This is a genomic window from Bacillus sp. FDAARGOS_1420 (assembly GCF_019344915.1).
Classification (GTDB): Bacteria; Bacillota; Bacilli; order Bacillales; family Bacillaceae_G; genus Bacillus_A; species Bacillus_A mycoides.
The window spans coordinates 1,583,218-1,598,709 of record NZ_JAHWJB010000001.1; the positions used below are offsets into that span (position 1 = coordinate 1,583,218).

Sequence of the window (15,492 nt, forward strand, 5' to 3'; positions counted from 1 at the left end):
CAAATATTTATAGTAAAATCCTGCTAGATTTTAAAAAATATTGAGATTCAGGTTGTTTTTTTCATATAATGAAGGTACGACAGGCGAGAGGAGATGGAAGTATGAATTGGAAACAAGAATTTAGTCGCTGGCTTTCATATGCAGAATTAGACGCAGAATTAAAAGAACAGCTAGAAAACATGAAGCAAGATGAGAAGAAAATCGAGGATAGCTTTTATAAAAATCTAGAGTTCGGCACAGGTGGTATGCGTGGTGAACTTGGTGCTGGTACGAACCGTTTAAATGTATATACAGTTCGTAAAGCAACAAAAGGATTAGCTATGTTTATTGAAAACTTAGGTGAAGAAGCGAAAAAACGCGGTGTTGTTGTCGCGTATGATTCTCGTCATAAATCACCTGAATTCGCAATGGAAGTAGCTGCTACTCTTGGTGCACACGGTATTACAACATATGTATTTGAAAGCTTACGTCCAACACCAGTGCTTTCTTTCGCAGTTCGTCATTTACATACAGCAAGTGGAATCGTTCTTACGGCAAGCCATAATCCGCCTGAATATAATGGTTATAAAGTATATGGTGACGATGGTGGACAATTGCCTCCAAAAGAAGCTGATGAGTTAATTAGCTACGTAAATGCAGTAGAAAATGAATTAACAGTTGAAGTTGCTGATGTTGAGCAATTAAAAGCTGACGGTTTATTACATATAATTGGACAAGAAGTAGATGATGCTTATGCAGCAGAATTGAACAATGTCATTATTAATAAAGAGATGGTGAAAGAAGTAGGAAAAGATTTAAAAATCGTCTTTACACCATTGCATGGAACATCAAATATTTCGGTACGCCGTGGTTTAGAAGAAGTTGGATTTACAGATGTAACTGTTGTAAAAGAGCAAGAGTTACCAGATCCAAACTTCTCTACAGTAAAATCACCAAACCCAGAAGAGCATGCAGCGTTTGAGTATGCAATTCGCGACGGTGAAAAAGTAGGCGCAGACGTGTTAATCGCAACAGATCCTGATGCAGACCGTCTAGGTGTAGCAGTTCGCAATCACGATGGTGAGTTCCAAGTATTAACTGGTAACCAAACAGGTGCGTTAATGCTTGATTACTTATTATCACAAAAGAAGGAAAACGGAACGCTTCCAGAAAACGGTGTTGTTTTAAAAACAATCGTAACGTCTGAAATTGGCCGTACAATCGCAAAAGCATACGGTTTAGATACAGTTGATACGTTAACTGGATTTAAATTTATCGGCGAAAAAATTAAACAGTATGAAGAAAGCGGACAATATGAATTCCAATTCGGTTATGAGGAAAGCTACGGTTATTTAATCCGTTCATTCTGCCGTGATAAAGATGCGGTGCAATCCGTCCTATTTGCATGTGAAGTAGCTGCATACTACAAATCACAAGGTAAAACGTTATACGATGGTCTGCTAGAAGTATTTAAGAAGTATGGGTTCTTCCGTGAGGACCTTGTATCGTTAACGTTAAAAGGAAAAGATGGTGCCGAACAGATTCAAAAGATGATGGCAACATTCCGTGAGAATCCTCCGAAAGAAGTAGCGGGTTTAACAGTCGTTGCAGTTGAGGATTATAAAGAAAGCATCATTACAACGTTACAAGATGGAAATAAGGAAGAGATTCACTTACCGAAATCAAATGTGTTAAAATATCAATTAGAAGATGGTTCTTGGTTCTGCTTACGTCCATCTGGAACAGAGCCGAAAATTAAATTCTACTTTGGTGTACAAGATGATTCTTTACAAAATAGTGAACAAAAGTTACTTACTATTAAAGAAGATATTATGAATCGTTTATAATAGAATAGAATGCTACTGATAGGAAAAGAGGAGAACGGAGAACGGCCTCCTCTTTTCTTGTAGTTTTGTTTGATGTAGAGGATTATTACGAGCGAGTGTTATAAATTTGCACTTTACTAAGAGAATTAGAATGAAAAGCGAGGGTATTTGTCATGAAAAAAGTGAGAAAAGCAATTATCCCGGCAGCGGGATTAGGAACACGCTTTTTACCAGCAACGAAAGCAATGCCAAAAGAAATGCTTCCAATTGTAGATAAACCAACAATTCAATACATCGTAGAAGAAGCAGTAAAATCAGGCATCGAAGATATTATTATCGTTACTGGTAAAGGAAAGCGCTCTATCGAAGATCATTTTGATAACGCATTTGAATTAGAGCAAAACTTATTAGAGAAGAAAAAGTATGAGTTACTTGAAAAAGTACAAGCTTCTTCTAAAATGGTAGATATCCATTACATTCGACAAAAAGAACCAAAAGGATTAGGACATGCTGTTTGGTGCGCACGTAAATTCATTGGTGATGAGCCGTTTGCAGTATTATTAGGCGATGATATCGTTCAAGCTGAAAAACCATGTTTACGTCAATTAATGGACGAGTATGACAAAACACTTTCTTCTGTTATTGGTGTACAAACTGTTCCTGAAGCAGAAACACATCGCTACGGAATTATTGATCCGTTAGAGCAAGAGGGACGTCGTTATCAAGTTCGTAAATTCGTTGAAAAACCAGCGCAAGGTACTGCGCCTTCAAACTTAGCGATTATGGGACGTTACATTTTAACTCCTGAAATCTTTATGTTCTTGGAACAGCAACAAGTTGGAGCGGGTGGCGAAATTCAGTTAACGGATGCCATTCAAAGCTTAAATGAAATTCAACGTGTATTTGCATATGATTTTGAAGGAAAGCGTTATGACGTTGGTGAAAAATTAGGATTCGTTCAAACGACAATTGAAATGGCATTGCAGCACCCAGAATTACGTGATGATATGCTAGTAATGATGAAGAAGGTTTTAGACGAGCAAATGAAGCAAGAGTCTTAATATAATAAACAAGGAGCTGTTCCTATAGGAACAGCTCCTTGTTTATTATGAAATCGTCGAATGAGAATGCTGATAAGCGGAACGACGTACAGCATAGTATATGCGAGGTGCGATGATAGCGCCGATAATTGTAAACGCAATATCCTTTACTGCGAACCACATCATAATCATCCAGGCAGCTTTATAACTCATATTACCACCCATGAAAATATTGACTGCCCCGTACATATAAGTAGTACCGATAATATACGTTAAAATGATTCCGACGAAAGAAGAAATTGCAAAGGTGCTGAATGTTGGTCGTTCTTTTTGTTCTACTAGTTTTCCTGATACGTAAGCAACGATAATAAATGCGATAATAAAACCACCAGTAGGATCTAAAAGTGCTCCAAATCCAGCTTTGAAGTTAGCGAAGATTGGCGCACCTGCTACTCCAACAAGCATGTAAACAGTCATTGATAATGCCCCAAGTCTACTCCCAAGAAGAAGACCTGCTAAAATTGCGAAAAATGGTTGCATAGATAATGGAATGCCCGCTATTTGTAAGAATGGTGCCCACGATACAATATTTGCACCAATAGCCATAAGAGCGACGAACATGGCAGCTAATGCTAAATCTAAAACATGAAGCTTCTTCATAATGTTAACCTCCAGTTGTGTTTAGGTTAACATTATCGTAGCGAAAATATTTACTTGTTGTCAATCAAAATATTTTGATAAGAAGGCTTTAAATAGTCTCTAAGCAATGTGTATGGAATACGAAACTGCGGAATTCCGCTTGAATAAGGAGCAATTTCATATAAAGGGAAATAAATCACAAGATTATCGGGTTCTAAAAAGTAGTGAAACTTTTTAGTGCTCGTTACTTTTTCGACTGCATCAGGAAAATAAATGCTTTCATTTTGTTTAATTTGTCTTACAATCTCTGTGCGAATTATTTCTTTATATTTATCCTCTTGTTGAAATAAATCGTCTAAGTGTAATAATTTTTTTTCGTTTAAATCAAATGTATTTGCCTTCCACGTATACAGTCCGTGCGCTCCGCCTGTATATTGATAGTAATTCACATATAGACTTAGGAAAGGTGGTTTGTTTAAAGCTACTTTATAGTCAACATTTGCAACGTATGGATGAAAAGGTGTGCTAGATCCTTCTGTTTCTTCATAATATTTCTTCGCTTCTTTTTCTAATTTACTTTTAAATTTAGTAGTAGAGTTTTTGTAATAGGAATTCAGCTTATTTTGAAATTTCGAATCAGAAAAGTTGTGAAAGGAAGGCCTATTAATTTGATATTCTATATAAGGTTTCTTACCTTTTTGCGTTACAGTCTTAACGTTGATTGTCAGGTTGGATGCTTTGGCTGCTATTGCACAATTTGGTACAATAGTCAGCAAGGAGAACATAAGCAATAGTATACAAAATTTCTGTTTCATTTAGGTGAAACCTCCTTATATAAGTGTTATAGGTAGTTTGAAATTAAACAGGTAAAATTATACATTTGATCTAAAGGGAGAGAGGTTGAAAACGATATGTCAAAAACTTTAATGGATTCGCTTGGAATTGAGTTGTTAGAAATGACAGAGGATAAAGTAGTTGCTACAATGTCTGTTGATGAACGTACGCATCAGCCGTTTGGATTTTTACATGGCGGTGCATCTGTTGCATTAGCAGAAACTGTGGCAAGTGTTGGTTCATACAATTTAATTGATCAAGAAAAATGTATTTGTTTCGGATTAGAAATTAATGCAAATCATATTCGCTCAAAGAAAGATGGAATTGTAACAGCAATTGGAACACCGATACATAGAGGACAATCGACAATGGTTTGGGATATTCGCATCATTGATGAAAATGATGATTTACTATGCATATCAAGATGTACAGTAGCAATTAAAGAAAAACGTGAAAAATAGAAAAGAGGCAGCTCTGATGAGCTGCCTCTTTTTTTATCCCGCTATTTGTGGGCAGTAAAACTCCCACCTCAAAATTCAGGTAGAGCAAAGAAGTTAGGTGGGAGTCGGGCTGCCCGTAAATGCCCGATTGGTTCAACTAATAATCAGTGGGGGATGAACAAAACCCCCACTGATTAAAGTTTCACTTTATAATTAGAACTGGATTTTCTTCTCTAAGAAACCTTTTAGTTCGCTAATTGGCATACGAACTTGTTCCATTGTGTCACGGTCACGTACTGTAACAGCTTTGTCTTCAACAGAGTCGAAGTCGTATGTGATACAGAATGGAGTACCGATTTCGTCTTGACGACGGTAACGTTTACCGATAGAACCAGTTTCATCAAAGTCTACCATGAAGTCTTGAGCTAGTTCTGCGAATACTTCAGTAGCACCTTCAGATAGCTTTTTAGATAATGGTAAGATAGCTGCTTTATATGGTGCTAAAGCAGGGTGGAAACGAAGAACTGTACGAGAATCGTTTTCTAATTGCTCTTCTTCATATGCATCACATAAGAATGCTAATGTTACACGGTCTGCACCTAGAGATGGCTCGATGCAGTAAGGTACGTAACGCTCATTCGTTTGTGGATCGATATAGTTAAAGTCTTCGTTAGAGTGTTCCATATGACGTTTTAAATCGAAATCTGTACGAGATGCAACGCCCCATAGTTCGCCCCAACCGAATGGGAATCTGAATTCAATATCAGTTGTCGCGTTACTATAGTGAGATAATTCGTCTTCACCGTGGTCACGAAGACGCATGCTTTCTTCAGTCATACCAAGTGAAAGTAACCAGTTTTTACAAGTTTCACGCCAGAATGCGAACCACTCTAAATCTTCACCAGGCTTACAGAAGAATTCAAGTTCCATTTGTTCGAATTCACGTGTACGGAATGTGAAGTTACCAGGTGTGATTTCGTTACGGAAACTTTTACCGATTTGGCCGATACCAAATGGAAGTTTCTTACGCATAGAGCGTTGTACGTTTTTAAAGTTTACGAAAATACCTTGTGCTGTTTCAGGACGAAGGAAGATTTCGTTTGTGCTAGACTCTGTAACACCCTGGAATGTTTTGAACATTAAGTTGAACTGACGGATTTCCGTGAATTCTTGGCTACCGCAATCTGGGCATTTTACTTCATGTTCTTTCATTAAGTCAGCCATTTGGTCGAAAGTAAGACCGTCAACGACCATTTCGATACCTTTTACGTCTAATGCATCTTCAATTAATTTGTCAGCACGGTGACGAGCTTTACATTTTTTACAGTCGATCATTGGATCATTAAAGTTACCAACGTGACCAGAAGCGATCCAAGTTTTTGGGTTCATTAAAATAGCAGCATCTAAACCAACGTTGTGTGGAGATTCTTGAATGAATTTTTTCCACCAAGCTTTTTTGACGTTATTTTTTAATTCGATTCCAAGTGGACCGTAATCCCATGTGTTTGCAAGACCACCGTAAATTTCAGAACCAGGGAAAACGAAACCGCGATGTTTCGCTAAGTTTACAACTTGTTCCATTGAATACATAATAAAATCCTCCTTTTGAAAGTTAACGTATTTGCGATGACGTGATGGGTACTTTGGAAACGAGCAATATATGCTTTAAAAAACATAAAAAAACGCTCATCCCAAGGCTTAATCGCCTAGGGACGAGCGTTTGCCCGCGGTTCCACCCTAGTTGATACACAAAATGTGCATCCACTTTATCACGTATTGCTCGAGACTGCCGTTTCCTCGCAGCTTCAGGCTTTCACTATCCCTGAATCGCTTTTTATGCAAGTACTTATAAGTCCGTCATCGCTACTTATATTAATAATAATGAACATATTTTAACACGTTCTTTTTTAAATCTCAATAGAGGAACGTGCCCATCTAGGATAGAGTCTCGCCTATTTTTTCGTTATTTATTCCGTAATTTTGCTTAATGTGCTTAATTGCTTCGCGTTTACTTAATGGAGCGAGTTCGTTGTTTTGAACGTATTCCCATACTACATCTGGTTTCGTTTTTGCATATTCGCGAAGGACCCAGCCGATTGCTTTTTGAATGAAAAATTCTTTTGAGGAATGTAGTTGTCCGATAATCCAGAAAAGGAGTTCTTCATCCATTTTTTGTTTGTATTTTAGCTGGAATAAAATAGCGGCACGTTGTAACCATATGTTTTCTGATGCAATCCATTTTGGAATATATACAGAAATTAATTCTGGATGTTTTAAAAAGATAGCACCTAAAAATGTAGGGACGATGCTATCAACAGAATCCCACCAAGATTTTGTGACAATAAGTTCTTCTAAAAATGGGATGTGAGTTTCATTTATGTGTTTTTTATATTTTTGCATAATATCGAGTGCGGCAGCTTGAAATTCACGTTCTGGTAGGTCCCAAAGTTCACGCACGATAATTTGGAAGTCCTTTTTATCTGGGAGAGTATGTATTTGAATGATGTCTTTCAATAACTGTCTTCTCTCAGGAGTTTGAATACCGAGAAACGGGAAGTGATTTTTCATATAACGTGCCATCGGTTCTGCTTTTTCGGGATTTTGATGAGCTGTAAAATGCTCTTGTAATGCCTTTACAAATGGATGCATAGGTATGTGCTCCTCTCTCATTATCTTTCTCTTCTTATTATACAAAGAGTTTGGTTAAATTTTAAAACATAACTTGCACTGTAATGAAATATGTTGAGAAGAGAGAGGAGAGGATAAGATGGAAGATCAAGGCGTACTAGCAGGTTTCTTTGCTCTTAGTTTTGCGTTTATTCTTGTTATAATAATTTGGGCAATTATTTCGTATTTGTTAACGGCTTTTGCACTTTATACGATGGCGAAAAATGATGGTGCAACTGATGGTGTTCTTGCTTTTATTCCGTTTATAAATAGTAAGATATGGGGTGATTTAGCGAAAGATAAATTACCAGATTTCTTGAAAGAAGAAGCAGGGTGGAAAGTATTTGGCATATATGTTGGATGCTTCATCTTTAATTTCGTACCAATTCTATATATATTAGCAACAGCTGTATCACTTGTACTGTCTATTTATCTTATCTATGCTATTTTGGATAGATACGGAACGAATTCCATACTATTTACGATCATTCATACAATCACATTTTCGGTTTTCTTGCCGATTCATTTGTTCATTATTCGGAATGAGCCGGTGAGGTATAACGAGTAGGCGTATCAAAGTTGCCCTGCGGTCGATATATTTGGTTCTATAATAATTCGGATATGATGAAAAAAGAACGAAAGCGCCCTGCTGAGCAGGGCGCTTTTTTCTACTACATAAGATAGCGTACATAAATATAAATATGAGAAATGATTAATGAAACGATCATAATTGGGAAGCCGACTTTAAGGAATTCCATGTAGCTGAATTTATGTCCTTCACGACTTGCGATACCAGCTACGATTACGTTAGCAGAAGCCCCGATTAATGTTCCGTTTCCACCTAAGCAAGCACCTAATGCTAATGCCCACCATAGTACGTCGATTTGTGCGTCAGAAGGTGATAAACCTAGCCCAACTGCCATATCGTTAATAAGTGGAATCATTGTTGCAACGAATGGAATGTTATCGATTGTTGCAGAGGCGATACCAGATACCCATAGAATAAGGATAGATGCCTGAGAAATATCTCCGCCTGTTATTCCAATTACTTTTTGAGCTAACATTTTGATAAGCCCAATATCGATAAGTCCTCCAACGAGTACGAATAGTCCCGCGAAGAAGAAGATTGTTACCCACTCTACACTTGCGAATACCTCTTCAATTTCATGTTCTTTCACACCGATTAGCATAAGTACAGTAGCGCCAGTTAAGGCGATGATAGCTGCATCAATATGGAAAATGGAATGAGTCATGAAGCCTACAATAGTAAGGCCAAGTACTGTTAAAGATTTCTTCATTAATACTGGGTCTTTAATGTATTGTTTTTCATCTAAGCTCATTAACTTTTTAATTTGTACAGGATCAGCAATTAATTGCTTACGGTACATGAAGTAAAGAATTGTTGCTGTAACAGCAATAATGATGATTACGATAGGTGCTAAGTTGAATAAGAAAGCATTGAAATCTAAATGCTTATTTGCAGAGCCAATCATAATATTTGGCGGATCACCAATTAATGTTGCTGTTCCTCCGATATTTGAAAAAATAATTTCAGAAAGTAAATATGGAACAGGATTTACTTGCAAGATGCGCGTAATAGATAAAGTAACTGGAACAACAAGAAGTACTGTTGTAACGTTATCTAAAAATGCGGAGCCGAGCGCGGTAAGTAAGGAAAGTGAAATTAAAATTTTAATTGGATTTCCTTGTGCTCCTTTTGCGGCTTTAATGGCAACGTATTGGAAGACACCTGACTTACTTGTAATGTTTACGAGTATCATCATACCGATGAGTAATGTAATTGTTCCCCATTCAATATGTTTCGTAAAGGCATTGTGTAAGTCAACGACCCCTGCAATTACCATGAATGCTGCACCAAGAAGTGCGATGACAGCACGGTTAATTTTTTCAGAAATAATAATGGCATATGTAATTAAAAAGACTGCGATAGCGAAATAATACTGCCAGTTTGCGAGTTCTTGCGTTGTTTCGTGCAAAACTCTCATCTCCTTTCATTCACTTTTCTTAGTGTGTCAAAAAATTAACTAGATGAAACACACATAACGTCATTATAAAGTAGAAAAATGGCGGATGTAAATGAAAGGGTTTATTTTGTCATATTTTCTGCATAGGTCATTTTTTCTTATTTTTAAAAATATTTGTGGGCATCTGACATATATATAAGATACATCCAATCTGAATATTTAAAATCGAATCAGCATTCGAGCTTGTTCGTGTAGGAGTGTCAAATAGAAAGGAATGACAAATATGATAAGGAAGGGATCGTATGGATGAACAACGATTTTTGTTTTTAGACTTTGAGTTTACGATGCCCCAGCATAGAAAAAAGCCAAAAGGTTTTTTCCCAGAAATTATTGAGGTCGGACTCGTTTCAGTTGTTGGTTGTAAGGTGGAAGATACGTATTCATCGCATATTAGACCGAAAACATTTCCGTCTTTAACGGATCGATGTAAAAAATTTTTAGGAATTAAACAGGAAGTAGTGGACAAAGGAATTTCTTTTCATGAACTTGTTGAGAAACTTGCAGAATATGAAAAGAGTGGTAGACCGACAATTGTAACGTGGGGAAATATGGATATGAAAGTCTTAAAGCATAACTGTGAAATGGCGGGAGTAGAATTTCCATTCTTTGGACAGTGTCGTGATTTATCGCTTGAGTATAAGAAGTTTTTTGGAGAGAGAAATCAAACAGGGCTGTGGAAGGCAATTGAGGCGTATGGAAAAGCAGGAACAGGAAAGCATCATTGTGCGCTTGATGATGCGATGACGACATATAATATTTTTAAGTTAGTAGAAAAAGATAAAGAGTATTTAGTCAAACCAGCACCTCCGACATTAGGGGAACTTGTTGATTTTTCGAAAGTGTTAAAGAAAGTGAGTACACAGTAACGACCAAATTGCAAAATATGTAATTTGGTCGTTTTGTTTTTTAAAGTTTGTAATCTCGCTTCAATTGCTGAAGTGTTTCTAGACTACGCCCCGCAAAAGGTGAATCATCTTCAGAAAATGAATTCATTTGAGTTTCTAATGCTAATTTTAGTGACTCTGTATAATCCGGAATTTCCCCTTCATATTTCTTCACCATTTGCTCTGGAATGTTCGTCTGTTCACGAAAAGCTAAAGCACGTCTTTCATGGAAGAATGGTACGTCAGCTTGTTTTACGTTATGTAAGTCACCTTGCACCGGATGTTTTAAAACAGCTAGTACTTTTACGACGTAACTGCCAGGACGGCTATTTGTAATTTCGCCGATGTATTTTCCAGTTTTATAAATACCAGTAACGATTTCACCAATTTCAAATGTTTCTCTCATATTTTTCACCTCAAGTTTATAGTAAGGAAAGTGCGCGAAGGAGTCAAAGAAATCATTCGCTTTCGGAACGCCCCCTTGAGAATATGACAGGCTTCAATTATAATTTAAGATGATAAAACAGAAAATTCTGATGTTTATTCTTACTATAAATTCCCCGATAAGGAGTGTTTCATATGATGCCTTTATATTTCCCTGAAGATAAAACGGAGTATATTATTCCAGGTATTGTTTGCGTTCTATTTATCATCGGTGCGGTTGCTACGTGGCGTATGTTTATTCGTGTATCAAAACGAGAAGCAGAGCGATTACAGAAAGTAGAAGAAAAGCTTTTAGCTGAAAAGAAACGATAATTCATTTTTGTATGTTTCCCTCTATGCTCGGACAATCTAAGGGCAGAAAGCATTTTGGAGGGAATTGAATGAAAAGACGGCTTTTTTTCAGTTGTTGTTTATTATTTCTAATGGCGGGTTGTGACCAAGGGAAGCCGAAAGAAATTGATGTGAAATTACATAATGCTTCAGGTGATGAAGTTGGGACTGCAAAAGTAGTTCAGCAAACAAGTGGAGTGAAAATTACGATTAAAGCGGAAGGCTTTACACCAGGACCACACGGGATACATGTGCATGAAATCGGAGAATGTAAAGCGCCACGTTTCGAATCATCTGGGAATCATTTTAATCCGGATAATAAAAAGCACGGACTCCTCAATCCGAAGGGCGCAGAAAATGGTGATTTACCGAACGTAGTTGCAGACGGTTCGGGAAAGATTAAAGCAGAAATCGATGCTCCGCATATAACGCTTGAAGAAGGAAAAACGACGATTCATAGAAAAGATGGAGCGTCTATTATTATTACAGAAAACGCTGATGATGGTATGACGCAACCAACGGGTAAATCTGGTGGCCGAATTGCTTGCGGTGTTATCGTAAAAAAAGTGTCGGATATGAAGAAAAAATAGAAGCTACCTTGAATGGTAGATTTTGTTGTAAAACCGCATGATAGTAAGTGGAATTATATCGATTTATCGAAAAAAAGGAGGCTATCCCAAAATCATTTTGGGATAGCCCCCTTTTTTGTTATGAGAATGTATGGTGTAGTCTGTTTAAAATTTCTTCTAAAACAGATCTAGGACAGCCAATGTTAATTCGGATATAGGCTTCCCCGCCCATTCCGTATTTCTCACCAGGCTCAACGATGATTTTACCTTTCTCTTCAAGCAATGCTGTTCGTTCATCTTGAGAAAGATCCAAGTGGGAACAATCAATCCACAGTAAAAAACTGCCTTCTGGTTTAATTACAGAAAGAGCTGGTATGTGATTTTGAATATACTTACAAGCAAATTGAGCGTTATCTTCAACGTACAATCGAATTTCATTTAGCCAATCATTACATTCTGTATAGGCACTTTGCATTGCTGTATAAGCAAATGTATTTAATCCGTGGAATCCTTGTCTATATTGGATAGACATAAAGGCATTACGGAGATTTTCATTCGGAATAATAATGATCGATGCTTGTAATCCAGCGATATTAAATGTTTTGCTCGGAGCCATACAAGTAATAGTGCGTGCTGCTAATTCTTCAGATAAAGAAGCAAACGGTGTATGAGTATGGCCTCTATAAATAATATCGGCATGAATTTCATCCGCGACAACGGTTACATTATATTGCGTACATAACGTACCGAGTTTTGTTAGCTCCTCTTTCGTCCAAACGCGCCCGATAGGATTGTGAGGGCTGCAAAGAAGCATTAGTTTTACACCTTGTTTAAATTGAGTTTCTAGATGCTCGAAGTCTATCTTATATATGCCATTTTGTTTAAACAAGGGACTCTCACATAATTGTCTATTATTTGTTTTGACCATTTCAAAAAATGGTGGATAAATAGGAGGTTGTACGAGTACGGCTTCTCCTTCTTTCGTTATAGCTTGTATGCTCGTACTAAGAGCTGGGACGATACCTGCGCTAAATACAATCCATTCTTTTTGTATTTCCCAATTGTATTGGCTTTTCGTCCAATTACAAATGATATTCCCAATATTTTCAGGAGGAAGTGTATAGCCGAAAATAGGATGTTCTGTGCGTTTTTGTAATGCAGTTTGAATTGGTTTTGGTACTTCAAAATCCATATCGGCAATCCAAGCGTGGATGAGCTCTTCATTTTTATATGTATCCCATTTTGTACTATGCGTTCCGCGACGATTTACCGTTTTATGAAATAGTTGCATATGTTAGCTCCTTTCTTCTGTCAAACTGTTAAGTTATGAAAATTCTCACTCTTCTTATAGAATAGCTGATGTGATACGATAAAGAAAAGCATTAAAAAGTGAAAAGGCGGGAAGCAGATGGGTGCATATGACAAAATGATTGAGGTTGTGAAAAATTGGGATCCGTTTCAAATGGGACCGGAGTTTTATGAAACAGAAGCGAGCGATGTTGTAAACGTCGTAAGTGTGTTTGATGATCCGAAATACATCGCAAAGAAGATTCAACATATATACTTTATGTCTTTTGAAGAAGTACCTGCACTTGAAAAATGCGAAAAATTAGCAGTAGAGTTACTCGTACTAAAAGAAGGCGGAAGTTGTTCATTATAGGCTGTCGGAATTTACGACAGCCTTTTTGTTTATTTTCATTTGTGCGGATGGATTAAAGCTTCACTTTATTGCGTCGCAAACGTAATAATTTCTTCATAAACATGATCGGGCTTTTCTTCAGGGAGTAAGTGTCCTGTATTTTCATAAGAAATGAAAGTTGAATTAGGTAGGTCTTTATGGAGACGGTGTCCTACATGTACAGGGACGACTCGATCTTTTTCACCCCAAATGAGTAATACTGGGGTTTCGATTTTTTGTAATTCAGTTGAAGATAAGTCACCTTCACGGTCTCTTATCATTCGAGTTAAAGCAGGGAATATACGATCATCATAAAAAGGAGCAGCGTAGCCTTCCATCATTTCATTGTCAATTAATGAATGGTCATGAACGACATTCATTAAGTTATGGACGATGCCCCTTCGAATAATCCAGTTCTTCACGTATAAGTGGAAGAACGGTAAATAAGAGGAGTACAGTAAAGGTAAGTTTGCGCGTGCTAAATAACTAGAGCTACATAGTAAAATCGTCTTTGAAATTAATTCAGGGCGTAAACGGTTTACAAAGAGTGAAATTTGTCCGCCCATAGAATGGCCAACTAATACAATATTCGCGAGAGATAAATGTTCGATTAAATCGATAATAATAGCTGCTAAATTGTGATAAGAATATTTAAAGAGATGAGATTTATCACTTTTTCCGAATGGTGGTAAATCAAGGGCAATTACTGTACCTTCCTTTGTTAGTAAAGGAATGAGTCGTCGATAGCTAAATGAGGAAGAGAGGAAGCCGTGAACGAGTACGAAAGTAGGTCGTTCTTTTTTAGTATTATGTTCATACAATTCGTAATGAATAGTAGTCCCGCGAGTGGAAAAAGTGAAGTAAGGGCATTTGCATTCATGGTTCATTTTTTGTCACTCCATTGATTTTTGTTCATATCATCTCCCGGCAAGAAACAAAATATGTTAACAAAAAAAGGCAAGATGACGATGTCATCTTGCCTTTCGTTTATTCATTATTATCTGCGAACAATATTAGGCGGTGTTTCTCCTTGTAACCCTGCAACTAAATTTTCAGCAGCTGTCATTGCCATTTGCTGCCTAGTTTTTAATGTTGCAGACCCAATGTGCGGTAAAGTCACAACATTTTGTAATGATAAGAGCGGATTATCTTTTTGAATCGGCTCTTGTGTAAAAGTATCGATGCCCGCTGCAAAGATTTTCTTTTCTGTTAATGCATGGATTAACGCTTCTTCATCTACTGTTTTTCCGCGAGAAGCATTAATGAAGATTGCAGTTTCTTTCATTAATGAAAATTCCTTTTCTCCAATAAGATGATATGTTTCATCTGTTAGTGGAGTAAGAAGGACAATAAAGTCAGATTGTTTTAGTAGCGTCTGTAAATCACAATATGTAGCATCGAATTTTTGCTCTGCTTCTTCTTTACGGAGACGGTTATAATAAAGAACATTCATATCAAATCCGAATTTCGCTCGTTTTGCGACAGCTTCACCAATGCGTCCCATTCCGATAATACCGATTGTACTATGGTGTACATCTAGTCCGAAGTGTTCTTTTCCAATTTCAGCGTTCCATTCACCATTTTTCACGTAGGAGTCGAGTTCACAAACACGGCGACCGGCAGATAACATAAGAGCGAAAACAAGGTCGGCTACTGTATCATCTAGTACGTATGGTGTATTCGTTCCGATGACATTTCGCTTTTCCATCGCTTGTAAATCAAAATTATCGTAACCGACAGAAATGTTGCTTACTACTTTTAAGTTAGGAGCCGCTTCTAATAATTCTTCATTAATAGCAGATCCAAAATTTAATAAACCATCTTTATCTTGTATTTTCTCTAATAGAACATCACGAGGTACCTTCTCATCTTGATCCCATTTTTCGAAATCACAGTGTTCTGATAAATAGTTTTCTACAAATGTTGGAACTGGTTCGGCAATATATACTTTTGGTTTCACGGTTCCATCCCCTTTCGCTTTATCACGCATTTTTCCGCTGATTAAAGGTTCACTTTACCCCGCATTAACGAGCAGTAAGACTCCCACCTAAAAAGACGGTTGAGGCAAAGAAGTGAGGTGGGAGATCAACTGCTCGTAAAAGCCCGATTGGTTCAAC

The 15,492-nt window shown here is 37.2% G+C and carries 17 protein-coding genes; 8 read left to right on the forward strand and 9 right to left on the reverse strand.

Translation table 11 applies throughout. The features are described 5' to 3' along the window. Positions 1-101: 101 nt before the first annotated feature. Positions 102-1,826, forward strand: a complete 1,725-nt coding sequence (locus tag I6L50_RS08360; protein WP_113938360.1) for a phospho-sugar mutase — start codon at positions 102-104, stop codon at positions 1,824-1,826. Positions 1,827-1,978: 152 nt separating this feature from the next. Further along, positions 1,979-2,866: a UTP--glucose-1-phosphate uridylyltransferase GalU gene (gene galU, locus I6L50_RS08365; RefSeq protein ID WP_002015869.1), complete on the forward strand. Its 888-nt coding sequence runs from the start codon at positions 1,979-1,981 to the stop codon at positions 2,864-2,866. Between the two features lie 45 nt (positions 2,867-2,911). On the opposite strand, the gene I6L50_RS08370 is transcribed toward galU, so the two are convergent. Together I6L50_RS08370 and I6L50_RS08375 are read right to left on the reverse strand one after the other, a co-directional pair. Then, the gene (locus tag I6L50_RS08370; RefSeq protein WP_002015867.1) at positions 2,912-3,505 is read right to left on the reverse strand and encodes a biotin transporter BioY; all 594 of its coding nucleotides are present in this window, start codon (positions 3,503-3,505) and stop codon (positions 2,912-2,914) included. Between the two features lie 50 nt (positions 3,506-3,555). Continuing rightward, entirely contained in the window at positions 3,556-4,299 is a 744-nt protein-coding gene (locus I6L50_RS08375; protein WP_002089296.1) for a DUF3298 and DUF4163 domain-containing protein, read from the reverse strand. A gap of 96 nt (positions 4,300-4,395) precedes the next feature. Between I6L50_RS08375 and I6L50_RS08380 the strand changes: the two genes are divergently transcribed. Further along, a complete protein-coding gene (locus I6L50_RS08380; protein ID WP_219301093.1) occupies positions 4,396-4,779 on the forward strand; it encodes a hotdog fold thioesterase in 384 nt (127 codons plus the stop codon). 192 nt (positions 4,780-4,971) lie between these two features. Here I6L50_RS08380 and I6L50_RS08385 read toward each other — a convergent pair whose 3' ends face one another. Then, the gene (locus I6L50_RS08385; protein ID WP_219301094.1) at positions 4,972-6,348 is read right to left on the reverse strand and encodes a glycine--tRNA ligase; all 1,377 of its coding nucleotides are present in this window, start codon (positions 6,346-6,348) and stop codon (positions 4,972-4,974) included. Between the two features lie 345 nt (positions 6,349-6,693). Continuing rightward, positions 6,694-7,407 carry a DNA alkylation repair protein gene (locus tag I6L50_RS08390; protein WP_219301095.1) on the reverse strand — a complete coding sequence of 238 codons (714 nt, stop codon included), beginning with the start codon at positions 7,405-7,407 and terminating at the stop codon, positions 6,694-6,696. Positions 7,408-7,525: 118 nt separating this feature from the next. Here I6L50_RS08390 and I6L50_RS08395 point away from each other — a divergent pair, with 118 nt between their 5' ends. Further along, positions 7,526-7,993 (forward strand): hypothetical protein, encoded by a 468-nt coding sequence (locus I6L50_RS08395; RefSeq protein WP_002015861.1) that lies wholly within the window; start codon positions 7,526-7,528, stop codon positions 7,991-7,993. A 103-nt stretch (positions 7,994-8,096) separates the two neighbouring features. Here I6L50_RS08395 and I6L50_RS08400 read toward each other — a convergent pair whose 3' ends face one another. Beyond that, complete coding sequence (locus I6L50_RS08400) at positions 8,097-9,422, reverse strand: ArsB/NhaD family transporter (RefSeq protein ID WP_219301096.1); 1,326 nt, start codon at positions 9,420-9,422, stop codon at positions 8,097-8,099. 290 nt (positions 9,423-9,712) lie between these two features. Here I6L50_RS08400 and kapD point away from each other — a divergent pair, with 290 nt between their 5' ends. Further along, positions 9,713-10,336: a 3'-5' exonuclease KapD gene (gene kapD, locus I6L50_RS08405; RefSeq protein WP_219301097.1), complete on the forward strand. Its 624-nt coding sequence runs from the start codon at positions 9,713-9,715 to the stop codon at positions 10,334-10,336. Positions 10,337-10,376: 40 nt separating this feature from the next. On the opposite strand, the gene kapB is transcribed toward kapD, so the two are convergent. Then, positions 10,377-10,760 carry a kinase-associated lipoprotein KapB gene (kapB, locus tag I6L50_RS08410; protein ID WP_219301098.1) on the reverse strand — a complete coding sequence of 128 codons (384 nt, stop codon included), beginning with the start codon at positions 10,758-10,760 and terminating at the stop codon, positions 10,377-10,379. Between the two features lie 173 nt (positions 10,761-10,933). Here kapB and I6L50_RS08415 point away from each other — a divergent pair, with 173 nt between their 5' ends. Beyond that, on the forward strand, positions 10,934-11,110 hold the full coding sequence (locus tag I6L50_RS08415; protein WP_000982764.1) for a hypothetical protein: 177 nt from the start codon (positions 10,934-10,936) through the stop codon (positions 11,108-11,110). Positions 11,111-11,178: 68 nt separating this feature from the next. Then, positions 11,179-11,718 (forward strand): superoxide dismutase [Cu-Zn], encoded by a 540-nt coding sequence (sodC, locus tag I6L50_RS08420; RefSeq protein ID WP_002143588.1) that lies wholly within the window; start codon positions 11,179-11,181, stop codon positions 11,716-11,718. 118 nt (positions 11,719-11,836) lie between these two features. Here sodC and I6L50_RS08425 read toward each other — a convergent pair whose 3' ends face one another. Continuing rightward, the gene (locus I6L50_RS08425) at positions 11,837-12,988 is read right to left on the reverse strand and encodes a MalY/PatB family protein (protein ID WP_113938632.1); all 1,152 of its coding nucleotides are present in this window, start codon (positions 12,986-12,988) and stop codon (positions 11,837-11,839) included. Between the two features lie 117 nt (positions 12,989-13,105). Here I6L50_RS08425 and I6L50_RS08430 point away from each other — a divergent pair, with 117 nt between their 5' ends. Beyond that, on the forward strand, positions 13,106-13,357 hold the full coding sequence (locus I6L50_RS08430) for a YugE family protein (protein ID WP_002015854.1): 252 nt from the start codon (positions 13,106-13,108) through the stop codon (positions 13,355-13,357). A gap of 65 nt (positions 13,358-13,422) precedes the next feature. Here the strand turns inward: I6L50_RS08430 and I6L50_RS08435 are convergent, their stop codons facing one another. Together I6L50_RS08435 and I6L50_RS08440 are read right to left on the reverse strand one after the other, a co-directional pair. Further along, positions 13,423-14,262, reverse strand: coding sequence for an alpha/beta fold hydrolase (locus I6L50_RS08435; RefSeq protein ID WP_002089283.1), 840 nt, complete (start codon positions 14,260-14,262; stop codon positions 13,423-13,425). 110 nt (positions 14,263-14,372) lie between these two features. After that, complete coding sequence (locus I6L50_RS08440) at positions 14,373-15,365, reverse strand: 2-hydroxyacid dehydrogenase (protein WP_219301099.1); 993 nt, start codon at positions 15,363-15,365, stop codon at positions 14,373-14,375. Between the last annotated feature and the right edge of the window lie 127 nt (positions 15,366-15,492).

Coding starts and splice junctions, on each gene's coding strand:
- I6L50_RS08360 (WP_113938360.1), top strand. CDS start 102: ATGAATTGGAAACAAGAATTTAGTCGCTGGCTTTCATATGCAGAATTA.
- galU (WP_002015869.1), top strand. CDS start 1,979: ATGAAAAAAGTGAGAAAAGCAATTATCCCGGCAGCGGGATTAGGAACA.
- I6L50_RS08370 (WP_002015867.1), bottom strand. CDS start 3,505: ATGAAGAAGCTTCATGTTTTAGATTTAGCATTAGCTGCCATGTTCGTC.
- I6L50_RS08375 (WP_002089296.1), bottom strand. CDS start 4,299: ATGAAACAGAAATTTTGTATACTATTGCTTATGTTCTCCTTGCTGACT.
- I6L50_RS08380 (WP_219301093.1), top strand. CDS start 4,396: ATGTCAAAAACTTTAATGGATTCGCTTGGAATTGAGTTGTTAGAAATG.
- I6L50_RS08385 (WP_219301094.1), bottom strand. CDS start 6,348: ATGTATTCAATGGAACAAGTTGTAAACTTAGCGAAACATCGCGGTTTC.
- I6L50_RS08390 (WP_219301095.1), bottom strand. CDS start 7,407: ATGCATCCATTTGTAAAGGCATTACAAGAGCATTTTACAGCTCATCAA.
- I6L50_RS08395 (WP_002015861.1), top strand. CDS start 7,526: ATGGAAGATCAAGGCGTACTAGCAGGTTTCTTTGCTCTTAGTTTTGCG.
- kapD (WP_219301097.1), top strand. CDS start 9,713: ATGGATGAACAACGATTTTTGTTTTTAGACTTTGAGTTTACGATGCCC.
- kapB (WP_219301098.1), bottom strand. CDS start 10,760: ATGAGAGAAACATTTGAAATTGGTGAAATCGTTACTGGTATTTATAAA.
- I6L50_RS08415 (WP_000982764.1), top strand. CDS start 10,934: ATGATGCCTTTATATTTCCCTGAAGATAAAACGGAGTATATTATTCCA.
- sodC (WP_002143588.1), top strand. CDS start 11,179: ATGAAAAGACGGCTTTTTTTCAGTTGTTGTTTATTATTTCTAATGGCG.
- I6L50_RS08425 (WP_113938632.1), bottom strand. CDS start 12,988: ATGCAACTATTTCATAAAACGGTAAATCGTCGCGGAACGCATAGTACA.
- I6L50_RS08430 (WP_002015854.1), top strand. CDS start 13,106: ATGGGTGCATATGACAAAATGATTGAGGTTGTGAAAAATTGGGATCCG.
- I6L50_RS08435 (WP_002089283.1), bottom strand. CDS start 14,262: ATGAACCATGAATGCAAATGCCCTTACTTCACTTTTTCCACTCGCGGG.
- I6L50_RS08440 (WP_219301099.1), bottom strand. CDS start 15,365: ATGCGTGATAAAGCGAAAGGGGATGGAACCGTGAAACCAAAAGTATAT.